This is a genomic window from Winkia sp. UMB3158 (assembly GCF_030217145.1).
GTDB classification, from domain to species: Bacteria; Actinomycetota; Actinomycetes; order Actinomycetales; family Actinomycetaceae; genus Winkia; species Winkia anitrata.
In genome coordinates this window covers 349104-370136 of sequence record NZ_JASONH010000002.1, presented here as the reverse complement: position 1 = coordinate 370136, position 21033 = coordinate 349104, and the positions used below count along the sequence as shown (strand labels likewise).

Annotated in this window: 14 protein-coding genes; 11 read left to right on the top strand and 3 right to left on the bottom strand. The window is 57.4% G+C overall.

Annotated elements, in window-relative coordinates:
* From QP400_RS03540 to brxL, 11 genes are all read left to right on the top strand, one after another.
* On the top strand, positions 1-1926 hold a 1926-nt coding region (locus QP400_RS03540), incomplete at its 5' end, for a Rib/alpha-like domain-containing protein (RefSeq protein WP_285462533.1).
* Positions 1927-2043: 117 nt separating this feature from the next.
* Positions 2044-2688, top strand: coding sequence for an endonuclease III domain-containing protein (locus QP400_RS03535; RefSeq protein ID WP_004808458.1), 645 nt, complete (start codon positions 2044-2046; stop codon positions 2686-2688).
* 283 nt (positions 2689-2971) lie between these two features.
* Complete coding sequence (locus QP400_RS03530) at positions 2972-4630, top strand: BCCT family transporter (protein ID WP_004808456.1); 1659 nt, start codon at positions 2972-2974, stop codon at positions 4628-4630.
* Between the two features lie 32 nt (positions 4631-4662).
* Positions 4663-5613 carry a restriction endonuclease gene (locus QP400_RS03525; RefSeq protein ID WP_004808453.1) on the top strand — a complete coding sequence of 317 codons (951 nt, stop codon included), beginning with the start codon at positions 4663-4665 and terminating at the stop codon, positions 5611-5613.
* A 118-nt stretch (positions 5614-5731) separates the two neighbouring features.
* Positions 5732-6370 carry a BrxA family protein gene (locus QP400_RS03520; protein ID WP_004808452.1) on the top strand — a complete coding sequence of 213 codons (639 nt, stop codon included), beginning with the start codon at positions 5732-5734 and terminating at the stop codon, positions 6368-6370.
* The gene (locus QP400_RS03515; protein WP_004808450.1) at positions 6370-7038 is read left to right on the top strand and encodes a DUF1788 domain-containing protein; all 669 of its coding nucleotides are present in this window, start codon (positions 6370-6372) and stop codon (positions 7036-7038) included. Before QP400_RS03520 ends, QP400_RS03515 begins: the two co-directional genes overlap by 1 nt.
* Complete coding sequence (gene brxC, locus QP400_RS03510) at positions 7035-10589, top strand: BREX system P-loop protein BrxC (RefSeq protein WP_004808447.1); 3555 nt, start codon at positions 7035-7037, stop codon at positions 10587-10589. Before QP400_RS03515 ends, brxC begins: the two co-directional genes overlap by 4 nt.
* Entirely contained in the window at positions 10586-12361 is a 1776-nt protein-coding gene (gene pglX, locus QP400_RS03505; RefSeq protein ID WP_004808445.1) for a BREX-1 system adenine-specific DNA-methyltransferase PglX, read from the top strand. The genes brxC and pglX (QP400_RS03505) overlap by 4 nt, the downstream gene beginning before the upstream one ends.
* The gene (pglX, locus tag QP400_RS03500; RefSeq protein WP_269208211.1) at positions 12253-14208 is read left to right on the top strand and encodes a BREX-1 system adenine-specific DNA-methyltransferase PglX; all 1956 of its coding nucleotides are present in this window, start codon (positions 12253-12255) and stop codon (positions 14206-14208) included. The genes pglX (QP400_RS03505) and pglX (QP400_RS03500) overlap by 109 nt, the downstream gene beginning before the upstream one ends.
* Positions 14209-14210: 2 nt before the next feature.
* On the top strand, positions 14211-16748 hold the full coding sequence (pglZ, locus tag QP400_RS03495) for a BREX-1 system phosphatase PglZ type A (protein ID WP_004808438.1): 2538 nt from the start codon (positions 14211-14213) through the stop codon (positions 16746-16748).
* Positions 16745-18925: a BREX system Lon protease-like protein BrxL gene (gene brxL / locus QP400_RS03490; protein ID WP_004808432.1), complete on the top strand. Its 2181-nt coding sequence runs from the start codon at positions 16745-16747 to the stop codon at positions 18923-18925. Before pglZ ends, brxL begins: the two co-directional genes overlap by 4 nt.
* Positions 18926-18956: 31 nt before the next feature.
* Here brxL and QP400_RS03485 read toward each other — a convergent pair whose 3' ends face one another.
* The 3 genes from QP400_RS03485 to QP400_RS03475 form a co-directional block, all read right to left on the bottom strand.
* Positions 18957-19157, bottom strand: a complete 201-nt coding sequence (locus tag QP400_RS03485; RefSeq protein WP_040315538.1) for a hypothetical protein — start codon at positions 19155-19157, stop codon at positions 18957-18959.
* 52 nt (positions 19158-19209) lie between these two features.
* Positions 19210-19485, bottom strand: a complete 276-nt coding sequence (locus QP400_RS03480) for a hypothetical protein (protein ID WP_141740498.1) — start codon at positions 19483-19485, stop codon at positions 19210-19212.
* Positions 19486-19638: 153 nt separating this feature from the next.
* Positions 19639-21000 carry an alpha/beta hydrolase-fold protein gene (locus tag QP400_RS03475; protein ID WP_004808429.1) on the bottom strand — a complete coding sequence of 454 codons (1362 nt, stop codon included), beginning with the start codon at positions 20998-21000 and terminating at the stop codon, positions 19639-19641.
* Between the last annotated feature and the right edge of the window lie 33 nt (positions 21001-21033).

Sequence of the window (21033 nt, the reverse complement as noted above, 5' to 3'; positions counted from 1 at the left end):
ATCACCTACAACGCGCCGAAGGATAAGACTCCGGGCGAAGTCACCGGGAAGATCCTAGTGACCCTACCCGGGCACGATAAGCCGACTGCGGTCCCTTACAAGATCACGGTCATCCCGGCTGTTCCCGAAATGTCCTACCCGGATAAGAAGGTAGAGGCCGGCAAGAGTGTCGAAACTCCGATCACCACTCCGGATGGTTACACCTTCCCGAAGGGCAGCAAGTTCGAGGTGAAGGATGCTCCTAAGGGGGTAACCGTAGACGAGACCGGCAAGATCACCTACAACGCACCTAAGGATCAGCCTGCTGGCGATGTGAAGGGCGAAGTTCTAGTCACCCTGCCTGGCCACGACAAGCCCACCCCGGTCCCCTTCAAGATCACCGTCACACCGGTAGAACCGAAGGCTTCTTATGAGGACAAGAAGGTTCCTGCAGGCGAGTCCACCGAGGTCATTCCGACTCCAGCTGACGGCTACAAGTTCCCGACCGGAACCACCTTCACAATCGACGGAAAGACCCCCGACGGGCTAACCATCGACCCGAAGACTGGCAAGATCACCTACACGGCTCCTAAGGACAGCCCGCACAAGGAGGTCACCGGCAACGTGCTAGTCAACGTCCCTGGACGTGACAAGCCCACCCCGGTCCCCTTCAAGATCATCGTCGCCCCGGCAGAGCCGAAGTTAGCCTATGAGGACACTCCCATCAACGCAGGCGAAACCGCCAAGGTGACACCGAATGGTGTAGACGGGTATAAGCCTCTCGATGGCACCACCTTCGAGCTGCCCAAAAATGCTCCCGAGGGCGTGACTATCAACCCGAAGACCGGCGAAATCTCTTACACGGCTCCTAAGGACAGCCCGCACAAGGAGGTCACCGGCAACGTGCTAGTCAACGTCCCTGGACGTGACAAGCCCACCCCGGTCCCCTTCAAGATCACCGTTGCCCCGGCAACTCCGAAACTGTCCTACCCGGACGGAAAGGTTGAAACCGGAAAGAGCATCGAAACCCCGATCACTACCCCGGACGGTTACAAGTTCCCGACCGGAACCACCTTCACCATCGACGGAAAGACCCCCGACGGTCTGACCATCGACCCGAAGACTGGCAAGATCACCTACAATGTTCCTGAAGGACACCAACCCGGTGACGTTACTGGCAAGGTCAAGGTGACCATCCCCGGCACCGACAACCCGATCGAAGTCCCCTTCAAGATCACGGTCACCCCGGTCCCGACTCAGCCTTCTTACCCGACGGCTACCGGCACCCCGGGCGCGTCTGTTGATCTGAAGCTGCAGCCTGGCGATCAGCCGTTGCCACAGGGAACCACCTTCACAAAAGAATCCGGCCCCGACTACGTTACGGTTACCCCTGATGGGACTGTGACGGTGAAGGTTCCGGACAGTGCTAATGGCGGTGAAACCATCCAGGGCACTGTGGAGATCACCTACCCGGATGGCACCACGAAGAAGGTACCTTACCTAGTGCGTGTTGAGAAGGAGGAAGGCCCAGCTGCTGACGACTCTAAGCCGCAGCCGCCGACCACCCAGGATAGTGACCACACGGTACCCGACACTGGTGATACCACCAACCCTGACCAGGACAAGCCAGCTCCGGCAGACCAGGACAAGCCAGCTCCGGCAGACCAGGACAAGCCAGCTCCGGCAGACCAGGACAAGCCAGCTCCGGCAGATACCGGTAAACCAGCCACCCCGGCGGATCAGGGCAAGCAGGTCGCCGGTGGCAAGGGGCACAAGGTGACCAAGACTGTCACCAAGGCAGTGCAGGATGAGGGTGCTAAGAAGCAGGCTCCGACTACTTTGTCGCACACGGGTACCGTTGCAGGTACCGCTTCTTTGCTAGGTATCATCCTGGCGGCTGTTGGCGCCGCTGGCGTTGCATTCCGTCGCAGGAAGAACAACGACTAGCACACTAGGCTAATTGCCACATAGGCGAGGGCGTGGATTCTTTCCCGCCCTCGCCCTCTTTTTAGGCCCCTACCCGGGCGGGCGCTAGGCTTGGGGCATCAACCTTTGGAGGGCGTAGTGCCAACTTTTCGCGACTTGTTCGATCTGCTTGCAGCCCAGGTGCGGGCGGGCACGTGGTGGCCTGCGCAGTCCCGGTTTGAGATCATCGCGGGAGCGATTTTGACGCAGAATACTGCGTGGGCGAATGTGCGCAGGGCGCTCGATAATTTGCGGGAAGCAGACCTACTGGACGCCCGAAAGGTCGTTCAGCTGCCGGCCGAGGAGCTGGCTGAGCTCATCCGACCGGCCGGCTACTACAACACCAAGTCGAAGTATTTGCAAACGGTGAGCGACTGGTTCCTGCGCCGCGACCAGGACGCCGTCCACCTTCCCACTGCCGCTTTGCGCGCGGAACTGCTCGATTTGCGCGGGGTGGGTGCCGAGACTGCGGACGATATTTTGCTCTACGCCTACAGGCGTGGGGTGTTTATTTACGACCTGTATGCTCGTCGGCTGCTAGCTGCTGCCGGTATGGGCCAGTTCAAGTCTTATGAGACGGCTAAGCGGGCGTTAGACCCTAAGGTTGGTGAGGCCAACTTTACGGTCCGGGAGCTCGCCCTCTTCCACGGCCTGGTTGTCGATGCGGGCAAGATCGCGCGCAAAGTGGGCGGATGGGCCGACGCCTATCCCTTACTGGTGAAGGGAAATTTTCCGACCCCCTAGACAGACCACCCAGATGCCTAGCCGCCCCGCTGCCCGCCGCACCACCCCCTTCTCACGGGTCTCTAATATCAGTGTGATATGACTGGCTCGTTCCCTCCTTCAAGGTTGTTTGGGGTTGTGGGCGCGCAATTTGGTAGCGCTCCCCATGCTGCATGACTGTTTTGAATCTGCTTTGTGAGGTCTTAGCACACCCGCTCTTATGGAGGCTCGGCCTCGACATCTGTCGAAGCTACCGGCCGTTAGCACCGCCTGCTCTCGGCCTTGTCTACAGGAAGTGATTTTTATGCGTTCGGAATCGAAGCGTTCTTTCCGAGTTGGTGTGTTTGCTGTGCCCTGGCTGGCGCTTGTGACGATGCTGGCGGTTTCGCTGGTGGGAGCCGACATTTTGCTGCGCGGCCTCGATTTTACGACTTCGTTCATTCTGGACAATTTTGGGTGGCTGTTTAACTGGAACACGTTTATTGCGGTCATTCTGATCGTGTATTTGGCGTTTTCGCCGCTTGGGTCGAAGAAAGTGGGTGGGGATCTTGCCCGCCCGGTAATGAAGTTCCGTTCGCTGGTGTGGATTACGCTTTGCACTACCATTGCGGCGGGTATTTTATTTTGGGCGTGCGCGGAACCGCTCTACCACCTCCACCAGCCTCCCGCCCAGGCAGGTGGGGCCGAAAATTCTCCGGCGGCGATGCTGTTTGCGATGAAGGCGATGTTCCTGGAATGGACGTGGTCCCCCTACGCCCTGTACACGGTGGCGACGGTCAGCTTCGCGTTTGCCTTCCACAACATGCGTCTGCCGCATTCGCTTTCGTCGGGTTTGGTGCCGATTTTTGGCGAGGGCGTGCTGCGCTTTTCGGGCGTGATCGATGCGGTGTGCCTGACTGCATTGGGTTTAGGCATGGCTGCGTCTTTGGGTACGGGTGCCCTGTCGATTGCGGGCGGTATTGAGAACCAGTTTGGGATCGAGTCGGGTCCGGTGTCGTGGGCGATCATAATTTTTGCGATTGTGTTGTGTTTCGTCATTTCGTCGGTGTCGGGCGTGATGAGGGGTATCCGTAAGCTGTCGGAGCTGAACATGAAGGTGTACCTGGTCATTTTTGCTTTTGTGCTGATTTTTGGGCCGACCGCCTACATTTTCTCGATGGGCACCGAATCCTTGGGCGCTTTCTTCGCAGATTTCCCGAAGATGTCGCTAGCGATGGGGACTGCTCACGGTGAGGATTGGAATAAGACGTGGCCGATCTTCTACTGGTGTAACTGGTTGGCGTGGACACCAATTACGGCCACTTTCCTGGCCTCTATTGCGAAGGGGTTCACGTTCCGCCGGTTGATCGTGGCGAACTTTATTTTGCCGTCCCTATTCTCGTCGGTGTGGATGGCGATCTTTTCGTCCTCGGCAATCTACTTTGACAAAAATGGGGTGAACTTGTGGGAGGCCATGCAGGACATGGGCCCCGAATCGGTGGTTTACGGCATTTTCGAGCAGATGCCCCTAGCCGTCATCGTCATCCCCGTCTACCTGTTCATCGTGTTTATTTCGTTCGTGACGGCCTCGGATTCGAACACGACGGCGGTGGCGGACATTTGCATGCCTACCTATAGGAAGACTCCTGCGAGCAAGCACCTCTTGAAGGTGGTTTGGGGGGCCACCGTGGGGGCCGTCACCTGGATCGTGATTAGTTTCGGCGGCATTGACGGGATCAAGATGGCGTCCAACCTGGGCGGCTTCCCCAACCTGTTCCTGTTCATTGGGTTGGGAAGCGGCGTCGCCTACGTTTCACGCCAACCCGAAAGGTTCTACAACTACTTTTCGGGGCAGCGCCCCAGCCTAATCCGCGATATCAAGTACCGCCTTTCCGAACGGAAGCAACAGCGCGAGGATGAGGAAGAGGGCAAAGAAGAGGGCAAGGACGAGATGCGGGAGGTTTCTGACAGTCCCGCCCTATAGACTGAAAATGTTTAGCTTCAGAAGGAGACAAGATGGCCCAGTCCGTTCCCACCTGCGAGGAAGGTATTCCTACGATTGATGGCTTTCGGCCCGCTGTACTTGCCGTGATGAGTGACGGTGCTGCCCGGAAGGTTCGCGATATTAGGGAAGCGGCTGCGGATTATCTTGGACTCACTGATGAGCAGAGACGAAAGTTGATCCCTACGGGGCAACCGATATACCGAAATCGGGCATCGTGGGCTTGTTCGTCTTTTGTGAAGGCGGGCCTTCTTTCTAGGCCGTCTAAGGGCGTTTATGTGATTACCGAGGACGGCAAGGTGGTTGCTAACAGGCAGCTCGCAGAGTACAGCGAAGCTGATATGTGCGAGTGGCCTATGTGGCAGCAGTATCAAAGTGAGATTGCGCAGCGGCGTGGGCACACCTTGCCCAGTGCCCAGCAGATTAGCGCGGATCAGGTAGATGAGGATCCTCAGATTCGGATCGACCAGCTAGTTAGGGATGTTAACGCCGAGGTCGAAACGGAACTGCGGCAGATGCTTTTTGATTCTTCTCCGGAGTTTTTTGAGAAAGCCGTGATCGAGCTGCTGTGGGCCATGGGCTACGGCGGCCATAGTGGCACTAAGGAGCATTTGGGCAAAAGTGGCGATGGGGGCGTCGATGGGGTTATTCGCCAGGATCCGCTTGGGCTGCAAAACGTTTACGTTCAAGCTAAGCGGTATGCCCAGACCAATCCGGTTGGCCGCGGTCCTATCCATGAGTTCGCCGGCGTTATGGCTAGCAAGGCGGCTGACCGCGGGGTTTTTATTACGTCTTCTACGTTCACCAAGGCGGCCCTGGAAGCGGCCAAGTATATGCGCTCAAACATTGTCCTGATTGACGGTATCCAGCTCACGTCCCTGATGCTCGCTTATGGGGTGGGCGTGGAAAAATCCCAGACCGTCACCCTGTACCGGGTGGATCAGGATTTCTTTGCCGAGGAGTAGGCAAACCGCCAGCCATTTTGTGTCCCGTATCTATACTGTACCCTGGCGCCATTTGCCGGGGGCGACCGCTAAACTTAGAACACTGGTGTTCAGCAGGTGTGTCTCGCAAGGGAGGGCGATGTCCGATTCAGGCTACGAGCTCGGTTTCACTTCGGGCACGCTCATGCTTGCCGGCTACCGTGAAGCCGCCGAGCTATTCCTTGAAGGCCTCCCGCAAACCCAGGTTAGTAAGCGACTTTTTGCCGAAAATCTGGTGCGTATCGAGGGCGGAAACCACCGCCGCGCAATGGCTTCTCTTACTGCCTCCCGCCTGGCCCCGCTAGGCAGACCGGCCTGGCAGTATTTGGCGTCTGGCCTGCAGGGGGCCGAATTCCTAATGTGGCTGTCTCTTTGCTTGCGCTCCCGGCTAACGGCCGATTTTGCTCGCGAAGTGTTGCGCGATCATGCACTAATCCAGGCGAGCGCCACTACCGACCAGGATTTTTTGGAGTTTTGGAAGCAGAAGGCGCTCTGGCACCCCCATTTGCAGGGCCGCAGCGATAAGTCAATAAATAAAGTTCGCCAGTTTGTGTTCACGCAGGCGCGCAAGGCGGGTTTTTTGGACAGGCACAACGTTCCGCAAGAGGTTTTTATCCCCACCCAGGTTGCGCAAATAATCGTGGCCGCCAAAAGCAGGTGGGGTTGGCCTATGCGTGAGGCGTTTCCGGTGCCCCCGCAACAGTTTGAATTACTTCCCGATGATCAGGTAGGTGCGTGATGTCAAAGCAGTCTCATACGGCATCTTTTAGGCGCTCCCAACAGTATCCGCCTTCGCTACAAGAAACGTTAGATATTGCTCTGAGGGTGATGACCTCTAAGCGGTTTTTGAATAGGGAGGGTCTTGGTAACGAGGTCCCCTACTACGTGTTGCGTTATCGCATCGAGTGGGATCGTTCCTTCGACCAGAGTCTGCGGCAGATGCTTTCGCACCTGAACGAGTCGGTGCCAACCTTGCACATTGACGTCTACCAGTTGGCTATTCAGATATGGCGCGACTGCGGCTACTGGGATCAGATTTTGGCTCAGGAGGCCGGCATGGACAGGCAGGATTTTGCCGATGGGCTGGCGCAAATCTTGGATGCTGAGCGGGTGCTTGCCCCGGCTATCGCCGAAAGAATCCAGGCGGCCCCCGATTCGCGGGTGGTGATCCTTTCTGGCGTGCACCACCTGTTCCCCATCATGCGCGCTCACCGGCTACTCAATTGTTTGCAGCCGCTCACGGGGGATGTGCCCGTGGTGCTTACTTTCCCTGGCTCTTACCGTCAGTCGCCTACGGTGGGTTCGGCCCTAGTCTTGTTTGACCAGGTTAGTGAAGACAACTATTACCGCGCTTTTGATCTTTTGGACCAGCAGTACGCATTGGAAACTATCAAGGATGAATCATGAAGCTAGCTGAAATGTATGCGAAGGACATTAACCGCACTATTGACGGGGTAATTAAGGCTAGCGAGGACGAGCACGTGCGGCTCGAGGTCGAAGAGTACGTGTTCACTGCCGAGATCAAGAATGGTCTTTCCCGTATTTTGGAGCAGTACACTAGCCCCCACCCTAAGTCGAATGGCGTGTGGATTTCGGGATTTTTTGGTTCTGGTAAGTCGCACCTGCTCAAGATGACGTCGTTCTTGTTGGGGGATGTGCAGGGGTCTTCGTCTGTGAGCCGGGATTTTGTGGCCGAACAGTTTTTGCAGAAAGCCTCCCAGGATGCCTTCTTGCAGGCTTCGCTGAAGAAGGCGGCGGCGATCCCGGCCACGTCCCTGCTGTTCAATATTGATGCGAAGGATGATAAGGCGCAGTCTTCGAAGAACCTGGCGCTGCTGGGGGTGTTTTATCGCGAGTTCTACCGCGCCTGCGGCTATTACGACCGCGATTTGGCGGTGGCCCGCCTGGAGCGGGATTTGGATTCGCTGCACAAGCTGGCCCAGTTCAAGGAGGCTTTCACCCAGGTGTCGGGTGGGAAGCGGTGGGAGGATGCCCGTAAGGCGGCCCTGTTTGCGAATGGGGATGCCGAGGCTGCGCTCGCGCAGATTGGCTCCCCTATTACTAACCCGATTAAGACTTATCGCGACAATTTGGCTTTGTCTGCTGAGGGGTTTGCCGAAGAGGTGCGTGATTGGATCGACCGGCAGGGTCCCACTTACCGGTTGAATTTCTTTATTGACGAGGTCGGCCAGTACATTGGCACGGACACGAAGCTGATGCTCTCGCTGCAGACGGTTACCGAGGAGTTGTTCTCGAAGTGTCAGGGGCGCTCGTCGGTGTTTGTCACTTCGCAGGAGCAGCTGTCTTCGGTCCTTGGCGAGCTAGCTGACAGGCGCGGGGATGATTTTTCGAAGATTCAGGGCCGTTTCGACACGCAGGTTAACCTGTCTACTCAGGAGGTCGAGGAGGTTGTTTCGAAGCGTCTGCTCACTAAAACGGACCAGGCCTCCGCTGCTCTGCGTCAGGTTTACGATGCCCACCAGGCCGAGTTTGAGTCTGCTTTTAGCTTCCCGAATTGGGAGAAGACGTATCGCAACTACCCCACTGCCGCCTCGTTTGTTGACACTTACCCGTTTGTGAACTATCAGTTCGACATGTTTACCCAAACTATGATTGGCCTGTCTTCTGCGGGCGCGTTCACGGGCCGGCATTCTTCGGTGGGGGCTCGTTCGCTGTTGGGTGTTGCCCAGCAGATTGCGAAGGACATCCAGAACAAGCAGGTGGGGGTGCTGGCCTCCTTTGACCAGTTCTACGATGGCATGGACCAGTCGCTGAATTCGGACATCAAGCTGAACGTGCAGCGGGCGGTGGCGCAGTTTCGGGACAGTAACCCGTTGGCGATTCGGGTGCTCAAGACGTTGTTGTTGGTGCGGTATGTGCAGAATTTCCCGAAGGATCCGAAGAATTTGCGCGTACTGCTTCGCCGCGATTTAGACGAGGACGTAGCTCAGCTTGAGGCCGACATTGAGGAGGCGCTCAAGCAGCTTGAGAGGCAGGTGCTGGTCCAGCGCATGCCCAATGGCACCTACGAGTATCTGACGAATGAGGAGCAGGATATTAAGCGCGAGATCGATAGTATGCCGGTCTCTAATTCCCAGGTGTGGGATTACGTGAAGAGCGCGATCGTGTCTGCGCTTGGCAGCGACGCTACGAAGTACCGTTACCCGGATTCGAAGATGGACTTGAACGTTGGCATGTTCGTTGACGATACGCAGGTCGGTGGTGAGCAGCAGATTGCTATCCGCTATTACACTCCGAACGCGGGTGTGGATGAGGGCATTGTGGCGCAGCGGTCTGTGGGCTCGCAGAAGGACTTGTTCGTCCTATTAGACCTGCAGGTTGATCATTACACCGAGATCGAGACTTGGCATAAGACTAATGATTATTTGCGCCGCAATTCGACTTCTGCCCAGGGCAGCGCTTCTAGGTTTATTGTCGAGCACAAGGCGAATAATGCCGAACGCAACGCTTCGCTGCAAAAGGATATTGCCGATTCGATCAGGAACGCTCGTTTCTTCGTAAATGGGTTAGAGGTCTCGCCTTCTTCTAGGGGTAATGCGAAGGATGCGGTTAGGACTGCGTTGGGTCGGGTGGTGGCCACGGTCTACAACCGGATTGGCGAGGTGAAGCCTTTCCTGTCTTGGACGGAGTCGAATATTGGGCTCGCCTTGCAAGATGACGAGGGCGGCATTTTTACCAGCCCCGAGGTGGCTACGCTGTCTAGCTTAGCTAACGAGGTAGCCCAGTGGATTAACACCACCAGGCAGCGCGAGGGCAAATCTACTTATGTTTCGGACGCTGTGGAGCACTATCACGGTGCCCCGTGCGGGTGGCCGGCGGCGGTAACCTTGGCGATTATTGCTAGGGGCGTGCGCGATAACAAGTTGGAGGTGTCCCACAATCAGGCGCCGGTGCCGCGCACGCAGTTGGCGCAGCTGCTGGCAACGCGCAGCGAGCATAAGTCGCTGCTGGTGGAGCAGAAGAAGACCTACGACCGCTCCCAAGTTGCCCGTCTGTTAACGGTTGCCAACGATCTGACTAACGCGTGGCCGCAGATGCAGCAGGCGGCGGAGGCTCCCAAAGAGGTTACTAAGTACGCCTACAAGGTGATTGAGGAGATGCGGCAGGTAGCCGAAAGCGATTTTGCTTTTGCCGCCCAGGCAGATCAGGTGATTGGGGCTTTCGAGCCCTTCTCTGTTACCCATAACGTCGACTTCTTCATGGACGGGCAGAACATGGCCAGCCTAGAAGAATTGTTGGATGTGAAAGAGGATTTCGTTGAGCCGGTCGGCGAGTTCTTCAGGAAGCATCTTCCGCTGGCCGAAAAGGCTAGGCAGTTGGCCCTCTCTCCAGAGAATTACGATCTGCCTGGGGCAGATGCGCAGCTGCCGGGCCAAATTCAGGCTCTGCTTGAAAGCCCCAACTTGTACAACCTGGTGCCGAAGCTGAAGGCGGCCACCGAGGACTTGGAGCGCGCCCAGCGGGCCCTTGCGGAAGAACAGCACCGGCTGATCGAGGCCGAATTGGCCCATGCGGTCGAGGGCGTGCAGGCCTCCCAGCAGTGGCAGCAGGCTAGTGAGGCCTCGCGCGAGCGGGTAGGTAATGCTATTGCTGAGTTTGAGAAGTTGGTTGCCAGCTCTGCTAATTCGGCCCAGCTGTCTAGTTTGCAGCTGAAGTTGAATGCGGCTAAGACTAGTTGGGTCAACGAGCTGATGCGCGTAAGTCCCGTGCCTGCCCCTGCAGCTGCTGCCCAGGGCGACGCGGCTGCGTCCCCTGCTGCGGAGCCTGCCCGGCAGCCGGCACAGCCGAAGCAGCCCAGGGCGAAGAGCATTTCTTCTTTCCTTGGTTCTTCTTCGCTGGCTACGATCAGTTCTACCCAGGAACTGGATGAGTATTTGGGCCAGCTGCGGGTCCAGTTGGCAGATTTTATTGACGATGGTGGGGTTGTGACGCTGTGAGTGTTTTGTCCTTAGAATCTTTGGCTACTTCTGCCCGGACTAGTTTGACCGACCAGGTGGCTGTGCGCCTGTCTAGCCTGCTTGCCAGCCCAGACACGGACGCGCATGTGCGCACCTCGCTGACAAATGCGATCACCGGGTTTGGCCAAGATGGGGTGGTAGAGCGGGCCGCCTATTCGTGGTTCAACCGGCTGACTGCCGCCCGGTTCATGGATGCGCACGCCTATTCGGGCACCTACCAGGTGGTGACTCCCCCGCCAGGATCCAACCAGCCAGAATGTCTGGTGCAGGCCAGGCAGGGCAGCTTCGACTACAAGATTGATCCGCAGGTGCAGTCGCAGGTAACAGACCTGCTGCTGGCCGGTAAAGACCGGCAGGCTTACGTCACCTTACTGACTGCTTACTTCCAGCTGTGGTCTAAGGCCATGCCCGCGGTATTCCCGCATGCGAATAGTTGGGTGAACTATTTGGCCCCTGGCGATCTTTTGTCAGCTACTTCCGTGCGCTTGGATATTGTGCAGGCGATGGACCAGGATGCCTGCAAGGATGTGGAAGTTATTGGCTGGTTGTACCAGTACTACATTTCGCAGGTAAAGGCCGAAATTAACGACTCAAAGAAGAAGATTACCGCTAAGGAGCTAGCCCCTGTCACCCAGCTGTTTACCCCACACTGGATCGTGCGGTATTTGGTTGAGAACACGGTGGGCAAGCAGTGGCTGCGCGCCCACCCCTCTTCCCCTTTGCGCGAGCAGATGGAGTATTTGGTCCCCTCCGCCCAGGGGCAAGAAGATGCCGGGTTGGCCATTGGGGATCCTACCGAGTTCCGAATTGTTGATCCTGCTTGCGGTTCTGCGCACATGCTGACGTACACGTTCGACCTGCTGTGGCAGATGTACGTCGAGGCCGGCTATTCTTCCTCCAAGATCGCCAATTTGATTTTCACCCACAACCTGACGGGTATCGAGATTGACCGCCGCGCGGTACAGTTGGCTTCTTTCGCCTTGGCCATGAAGGCACAGGAGCACGACAGACGCTACTTGGAACGCTCCGGGGTGGCCAGCCCAAACATTGTGCATATCCGCTCGGTGGCGATCCCGCCCATCTCCCCCGAGCAATACCAGCGCATTTGCGACCAGCTAGCCGGCAGCGCCGAGCAGCTGCCTTCCCTAAAGGAGCTAAACAAGCTGATCGACCAGCTGGGCGAGGCCTCCACCTTCGGCTCCCTAATTCAACCCCCCGCCGGAGCGTACGAAGTACTGCAACAGCTGACCAACGTTGCCGATCCAGCACTTATGGGCACCGACCCTGACGAGCTAGCAGCAGCCGCAACAATAGTTAAAGCCCTGCATAACAGCCAGTACACCGCCGTGGTAGCTAATCCCCCGTACCTAGGGAGCAAACATCATTCTCCGTTATTGAAGAAATTTCTCGGTAAAAAGTACACTGCACACAAGGCAGATCTCATTACGTGTTTTATGACCAGAGGCCGAACTCTAGTTCAAGACGCTGGCGCTTGGGGAATGCTTACGCTAAATAACTGGATGTTCTTGAGTTCGTTTGAAAATTCAAGAAAACAATTGCTTAACGAGAACACGATTTCCACTTTTAAATGCTCGGCAGAGGCATATGTGGTGTCGCTATGGATTTTTGCGTTTTTACGTGTATCAACACGCCTCCCTCTGAAAGAACAGAAATACAATTCATCCATCTTGCAGATCGTGCTGAAACTCCCTCGGACGAAATGCGTACCGGAAGATTTTTCGATGCGCTAAAAGGAAAAAACCGCGATCGCGTATACCAAAAAAGAGTAGATGACCTCGAGGCAATTCCTGGCTCGCCGATTGTGTATTGGCTCCCCGACGCACTCCTGGACGCGTTCCGCAATGGCACCCCACTAGGAGAGATAGCTTCCCCCAGGCAGGGACTGGCAACCGCGGACAACGACAGGTTCCTTCGCCTGTGGTGGGAGGTAGGCCAGGCCAACTCCTACCTGCACGCCAAAGACAAGCAGGACGCCATAGACTCGGGAAAGAAATGGTTCCCCCACAACAAGGGCGGATCATTCCGCAAATGGTACGGCAACCAGGACTACGTAGTTAACTGGGAAAATGACGGCGAAGAAATTATAAACTTTGTTGACGAAGCCGGAGAACAAAGGTCCCGTCCACAAAATACAGAGTTCTACTTCAAACCATGCATTTCCTGGAGCGATGTATCTTCCGGAACAATAGCCTTCAGAGCATATCCTGAAGGTTATGTTTTCGACGCCGCAGGCCCATCTATTTTCCCTGACAGGGAAGAGCAACTAACGTTGATTTCATTCCTTAATTCAGGTGTAGCTTCCGAATTGCTAACTGCTTTTTCTTCCGGGCTACACTTCAGCGTCGGACACGTATCGAAAGTGCCAATCCCAAAGGAATCAATACCTAATACCAAGATTATCGATGAGCTAATATCCCTGTTCAAATCTGATTTGATGGAAACCGAAACAGCCAATTCATTTTCTGCGAATCTATCGCATATCCATCAGGATCTATCGAGAACCTTCGAGATAGACTTCCAGAGAGCTATCGAAAACACTAATTACGCAAGATTACTCGAGTTACAAAACAATAATCATTGGGCGAATGTCGTAGGAATTGAGAGACCCGAAGAATCGCTTTCTCTGAACCAAGTCTCCCTACTCCAGAATCCTTATTTTGCTTTTGCGCCTGAAAAGGGGCAGACGCGCTCGGAGGAGGAATATAGGTGGTTGTTCTTCCAGCGAGCGGCGCAGGAGCTAATCTCGTACATCATCGGGCTGTGGTTTGGCCGCTACTCGCTGGACAAGCCGGGACTGATCCTGGCTGACCAGGGGGCAAGCCTGCAGGATTACCTGGCCCAGGTGCCAGAGCCGACGCTTATTCCGGATGACGATGGGATCATTCCCTTCACCGACGGCTATTTCGCCGACGACGCGCTGCTGCGCGTGCAGGAAGCCATCAAGGCGATATATGGGGAGGAGAACTTGGAAGAGAACCTGGCCTTCCTGGTGCAGTGTTTGAACGTGAAGAGCTCGGGCAAGAAGAGTGAATTCACCGCGCCCACCCTCCCCACTAACTACCGGGAGGGGCTATTTAAGTACCTGGACAAGGAGTTCCTCAAAACCCACGAGGCGATGTATTCCAACCGGCCGATCTACTGGATGTTCCAATCCCCAAAGGGCTATTTCAAGGCGCTTATCTACCAGCACAGGTACACCGCCGCCACCGCGGGCCAGGTGCTCGCCAAGTATGCGGTCCCCTACCGCAATGCGCTCACCACCGAGGTAAAAGACCTGCAGGCCCAGCTGGACTCCGCTGCCAGGTCGCAGCAGGCCGCCCTCAGGAAACGCCTCAAATGGGTGGAAACCGCCCTGGCAGACGTAACCGCCTACATTGACGACTCGCTCTACCCCCTCTCCATCCGAAAGGTCAGCATCGACCTGGATGACGGGGTGCGAGTCAACTACAACAAGGTTGCCTACGGAATCAGCGGCAACAGGGAACAGCTGAAAAAGAGCGCTCTGCGCCCTCAAAAAGGCTTTAGCGACTGGTACAAAAAGCGCAAAAAAGCTGGAACCCAATTCTGGCAGGAGTAGCAATGAGTGGAACAAACCTAGACCAACTAGCAGGCGCCCTGCGGGACAAACTCATCTACTCGCGCATCGTGTCCTGGCTAGACCTGGCCGGCGAATACGCCGAAATCATCGAGCAGATGGAAACCCTACTGGGCGTGCCCATCATCGTAGTGGACGGCAACGAATTCTCGGTCAAAATCCGCGTCCTAGCCGACCATCCAAAAGAGAAGTTTGTGCTGTACCGGAAAGGCGAACTACCCCCGGTAGAAGACGACTGGCTAGCAGACATCCGGCTGGGGTACGCCACGTTCCGCGCCGACTCCATCACGCTACAGGCAACCGAGCTGGGGCTGACCGCGGACGAACTGGTGGCCACCATGCGCGCTCACGCGGGCTTCTTCAACTCGCGCGACCGCGTAACCAAGCTGCGCTCGCGCCTGCGCGACAGCGTCGATTCAAAGACCCTGCTGGCAATGATGACCTCCACCCTGTTGGGCACTGCCGACCACTCGTTCTCGCACCTATTCGCCGAGCTGGCATCCAGCGCAGCCCCACCCGCCGGCGAAGAACCGGCCGAAGGAAAATTCCCGCTGCTCAAATACGGCCTCGACGACTTCTTCTGGGATGGGGCCGCCAAAATCTGGAACTACGACGGCCAGAAGGACCTGCCCGCCCTGGTGCTGTGGCTGTTCCTGCAAGAACAAAACAACTGGCCCGAAAGTGCAAACGCGAACGCGCGCGCGGACTTTAGGAGCTGGTTTAACGCCCTGCCCAACCAGCAGGCGGTCCAGGCGTGGGCGGCGTACGCGGCCGAAAAGCTCAGTTCGTTACAACAGCTGTCGGCCCGGCCGGCAGGTGAGCTCCTGCAAAACAAGACGGTTCCGGGGGTAGACGAGCTGCTGGTGCGCCAGCTGGCAGACGAGCTGGTTGCTGGCTCCACCAATGCGGAAGCGGTCCGCAAGGTTGCCGCCGAAAGGCAAAACACCATCTGGTATGAGCGCTCGCGAAATACCTGGAAAGCTCTGCTGAGCGGGGCCGAATGCTTGACGCTGATCCGCACTATGGGCAAGCCCCTGTTCGCCGACGCGGCAGACGGGTTCTTCCAGTACACGGATAGGTGGTGGAAGATCGACCAGGCCTACCGGCAGTTCCTGTACTTTGCTGCCGGCACCGGCGGGGACAGCCCCATAGCAGTGCTGAAACAGCAGGTAGAGACCGCTTACATCTACGACTACCAGCAGCCGCTAGCCCACGAATGGGACGGGGCAATCCGGCAGCTGGGCGGGTGGAAGATCCCGGCTCGGGGAAGCGAGTCAGCCCCGTCCAGGCAGGATCGGTTTGTGGCGCTCAATGCTCGCTCGGGCAGGCGCACCATCGTGATCATTTCGGACGCGCTGCGCTTCGAAGTGGGCAAAGAACTAGAAGAAAAACTGAACCGGCAGGGCCGATTCACGGCCCAAACCGAACCCTGGTACACCCTGCTGCCCTCAGTTACCAAGTTGGGAATGGCGGCGCTGCTACCGCACGGGCAACTGGAATTTACCGAAAAGTCGGAGGTGCGCCTAGACGGCGCCTCGGCCGAGGGCACTGAGCGACGCGACCAGATCCTGGCTGACGCTTTTGCGGGGCGGGCCGGGGCGCTCACCTTCGAGGATGCCAGGTCAATGAACCGGGACCAGATTCGCGACTATGTGCGCGAGCGGGACGTGGTGTACATCTACCACAACGAAATTGATGCCATTGGGGATTCGGGCAGTTCCGAAATGGACACGCCCGGGGCCTGCCAGCGCACCCTGGAGGCGCTTTGCCGGCTCTGCACGCAGTGGGCAAACTACGCCAACACTGCCCGCATCATTATTACTGCCGACCACGGCTTCCTGTACCAGGAGCGGGCGCTCGAAGACAACGACACTGTGCTGCAGGGGCAGGTGCCCGCCGGCAAGCAGATGGTGGGCAAGATGAAAAGGCGCTACGCCCTCGGCAAGAACCTGCAGACCGACGACAACTGGACGGCCTTCACCGCGGAGCAAATCGGCTTGGCGGGCGGCTTGGACGTGGCCGTACCGAGAGGGCTGCGCCGACACCGCGTGAGTGGGAAGGGACGCCAGTTCGTGCACGGGGGTGCTTCCCTGCAAGAAATCACGATCCCAGTTATCACGGTGACCGTGGGCCGGCAGAATAAGACAGAAGACGCGCGGATCGAACTGCACTACTCGCAAACTGCGATCACCACCCCGGCTATCTCCGCTCGCCTGGTGCAAAAGGACCCGGTAGGTGGAAAGACCGCGCCCTTTACCGCCCAGATTGGCCTGTACGCCCAAGACGGGGCGCTGCTATCTGACCTGGTGACTGTAGAGGTGAATTCGCCCTCGCAAAGCCAAGAGCAACGCAACCGAAACGTGCAGTTGGCCCTAACGGCCGAGGCGAACGCACACAACAACCAAGACGTTTACATCAGAGCGCATAAGCTGGTAAACGGAAACCAGGTAGCGGCGGTGGCCGAACACAAGGTGCGCTTGTTGCGCAGTGGATTTAATGCCTTTGGAGGATTCGACATATGAGCGAACGCAACCAGCTAGAAGCAAAGGCAGCCGAATACTTTCCCGGCTACATAGTGCGCAAAGACCTGGTGCAACAGGTCAAAGGCAACGCGGTTGTGCCCACCTACGTGCTGGAGTTTCTGCTCGCCCAGTACTGCGCAAGCACCAATGAGGCCGAGATCGCTGCGGGCGTGGAATCGGTGCGCAAGATCCTAGCGAAACACTACGTGAACCGCGGCGAATCGGAACTGATCAAGTCGCGCATTCGCGAGCAGCGCGGATACCGGATAATCGACAAGGTCTCTGTGAGCCTGGACGAACGCAAAGACAGGTATGTGGCCGCCTTCGAGAACCTGGGGGTACGCGACGCGCTAGTATCTGACCAGACCGTGCAGGGCAACGACCGGCTACTTACCGGCGGCGTCTGGTGCATGGCCGACATAACCTACACGGCAGACGTAGCGGTTGGGGGCAAACCTAAAGAGGGGCCGTGGACGGTAACCAACCTGAATGCGATCCAGCTGCCGTTCTTTGACCGGGATGGGTATGTGGCCGCGCGGGAGCAGTTTGACACTGCAGAGTGGATCGACCTGCTAATCGCCTCGATCGGGTTCAACCCGGAAAAGCTCAGCCGGCGCGCAAAACTGTTGCAGCTTACCAGGCTAATCCCCTACGTTGAGCGCAACTACAACCTGGTCGAGTTAGGGCCAAAAGGTACGGGCAAATCGCACATCTATTCGGAGCTTTCCCCGCACGGCATGCTAGTTTCGGGTGGCGAGGTGACGCTGGCGAAACTATTCATCAACAACACCACCAGGCAGATTGGGCTGGTCGGTTTTTGGGACGTGGTGGCCTTCGACGAGTTCGCCGGCAAGAAAAAGGTAAAGCAAAACCTGGTGGACACGATGAAGAACTACCTGGCGAACAAGTCGTTCTCACGAGGGGATTCGCCGGTGACCGCGGAAGCGTCCATGGTGTTCGTAGGCAACACGTCGAACACCGTGCCCGCCATGTTGGCCAACTCGGACCTGTTTGAGTCTCTCCCGGAGGCCTACCACGACACCGCCTATATGGATCGCATCCACTACTACATTCCCGGCTGGGAAGTGGACGTGATCCGGCCCGAACTGTTCAACCGCGGTTACGGGTTTGTGGTCGACTACTTGGCCGAAGCTCTGCGGGCGTTTAGGGCCGAAGACTATTCGGGGCGTTTTGCGCAATATTTTGATTTGGACAGGGAAATGTCTACGCGCGACCGGGACGCGGTGCGCAAGACCTTCTCGGGGCTGATGAAACTGGTGCACCCCAGCGGGCAGGCGAGCGAGCACGAGGTTGAGGACCTGCTGCGGTACGCGATCGAAGGGCGCAGGCGCGTAAAAGAACAGATCCTGCGCCTGGATGCGACCATGCGCGAGTCAGGGCTGCACTTCTCGTATGCGCCGGCCTCGGGCGGGAATCCGCGCGAGGTGGTCACCCAGGAAGAGCTAGACTACCCGGAGCTATTTGGCCGCGACGCGCAGGACGGGCTGGCCGAGGCGGCGAGCGGCGAGGCAGCTAGCGGCGAGCGAGCAAAGCCGGCTGCGGCTGAATCGGCAAAGGTGGCCGCGACCGGGCCGGCTAAGGTTGAAGGCGCTGGCCCAGCAAGTTGCGCCGGCAGTGCCGGGAACGGCGGTAGTGGCAAACAGGCGGCTGCGGGCCCTAGGGAGCGCCGGCTTGAGGTGCCCGAGAATAAGCTGGGGGTCAGTTTGCAGCGGCTGCTAGTGGACTACCTAGTGGGAGCCGCGAAGGTGGAAATTGTTGACCCGTACGTTCGCATGCCCTACCAGGTAGAAAACCTATACGAAGTTCTAGCAACTATTTTGGCGGTCAAACCCCGTGGAGAGACTGTCGATGTCAAGCTACTTACTGGCTGCGACAGGGAGCATTTGGAGTGGGTCGATAATCAGCGGGACATGCTGGAACAGCTGCAGAACAATTTCGCTAAATACGGGCTGAATTTCAGCTTCGAGATTGGCAAGGCTGGCCACGACCGCAAAATAACCACCGACACCGGGTGGAGCATCGACTTGGGGCGCGGGCTGGACATCTACCAGCCGTGGACGTCGGATGGCGCCTTCGACCCGCGCCGACGCGTAACCCACTACCGCCGGACCAAAGCATTCACCTTCACCGCCAGCAGGCAGGAGCGTGAGAACTAGGTTTCAGGCCTTTGCCCACTCCGAGGCAGACCTACTTGAACATGTCCCAGAGGCTGAATGTGGTGCGCCTGTAGGTCGAATTCTTGATTGACCGCTTTGGGCTCTTCAGGAACCCCATCCCCTTCCGGCCGTACCCGGGGATAATGGCCCGTTTCAACGCCCTCTTCGCACGTCCAGTCGTGCGCGCCTTAATAGAACGGGTCAAAGATGGCGTACGCATACCGAACTTCATACCACCCATGCTAGTCCTGCCCTCTGTAATACGTGGCGTCCCCTGCATAAATCTACCTGTTCTGCCAATACCCGGATGAACCCATCAAATACACGTTTCCTTCTATGACACTTCCAGGCGTAGGGGCAGGCTTAATGTCATAAGGGAGTGCAACATTCAAATCCAGCCCACAGTCGACTAGACACTTCCACCACTTCTGATTCGTCAGCGTGTTTGTGCACAGCTCAGCCCGTTCAACTATCCCCTGGAAGAAGGTCGAAGGGTTAGCATCCTTTGGTTCAGCACTGCCGTCAACCAACGCGAAAAGCCACGGGCTAGTAATGAACAATGGATCTAATTCTGTGCTGCCATCCGGGTTATCCAAGCGCTGCGACTTTCGATTCTTCCTCCAGTCAGCAACCGTCGGATAAACATCGACCTCTATAGCAGTGGAAATCTAATCTACACTAGCGGCCGTCAAGAACAGCGGCCCGCCCTCGGCCTATTTGAATGCGACCCTGCGCAGGTAGTCGTTCAGTTCGGCGCGCCAAATATCCCACGAGTGAATACCCGGCTGGTCAAACTCGACCACACGCGCCCCCGCCCGGCGGAAAGAATCAGCGCGCAACAGCGAATTCTTCCCAATCGAAACCAAATAATCTTGCAGTCCAGCCCCAGTGTGGATAGCGCCTTTGAGCTGGCCAATAGCGCGGCGGTCAGCCTCGGCAAAATCGGTGGTGAGCGTGCCCGCACTCCACAGGCCGTAATAATCAAAGACCCCCGGATGCTTCGTGAGCAGCTCAATGCCACGCGCCCCGCCCAGCGAGAGGCCGCCAAATGCGCGCAGGCTCGGATCGTCGGAAGCATTGAAATTCGCCTGCACGTACGGGATGACGTTTTCGACCATATCCTTCGCGTAAGCGCTAGAGACGATCAGCGAGTCGGCGCCCAGATGGTTAAAGTTGGTGGCCACAAGAATAGTGGGCTCTGCCTTACCATCTGCAATCGCATTTTCCAAAATGTAGGGGGCGGCCCCCTGCGTGAACCAGTCAGTGTCATTACCGCCCACCCCATGGCTCAAGTAGAGGACGGGGTAAGGCTTGGCGCGGTTAGGATCGTAGCCCTTGGGCAGGTAGATCGACAGCGGGTGGGACCCCGCCGGCGACATTGAATAAGAGGTCTTATAGCTGGCGTGGACGAACCTGCCCATCTGCTCCGCGGGGCGCGGACGCTGGTAGGCATTGTTATAGGTTGGGTACTTTGGGTTTTGCGGCACGTAAACCTGCGACATGTTCTGCCTAGAGAAACTGGGCAGGTCAGCACTGACGTTCAGATTGGCCGGATCGGGGTGGCGCTTACACGTGTTCGCGTCCGCATCCAACTGCGAGCAGCCGTGCCCAAAAGCGTAACTAAACGTTCCCGAAGGTAAGGGCACTTTCAGTTCCCATATGCCGCCTGCCACCTTGTTCATTTCCAGGATCTTCCACGGTGCAGCAGGCACGTCCCCCTTCTTCCACAGCGCCGGGATTCGCCCGTCGCCGCCACCTAATGTTTTGATGGAACCAGGCTGAGAAAACGTCCACTCGCCGTACAACTGCACCGACTTGACGCCCTCGGGCGCCTTGTACCGGAACGTCACCTCGTAACCGGTAGGGCCACGGTCCGTCTTAGTCACCGTAGGCCCCAACTTGGCCACCTCCGTCTGAGCAGCCGGGGAAGACTGGCCGGACTGGCCCTCGGCGGCCCCGCCCTCGGCCGCGAGCGCTACGGATGCGAAACCGGCGGAAAGGGAAAGGCTCATGAGCGATGCCGCCCCTAGGGTGGCGATCTTTTTTACCGTGTGGATTGAGCGTAGACGTGCCATGGGTGTGCTCCTTCGCAAGGTGGCCGGCTTGGG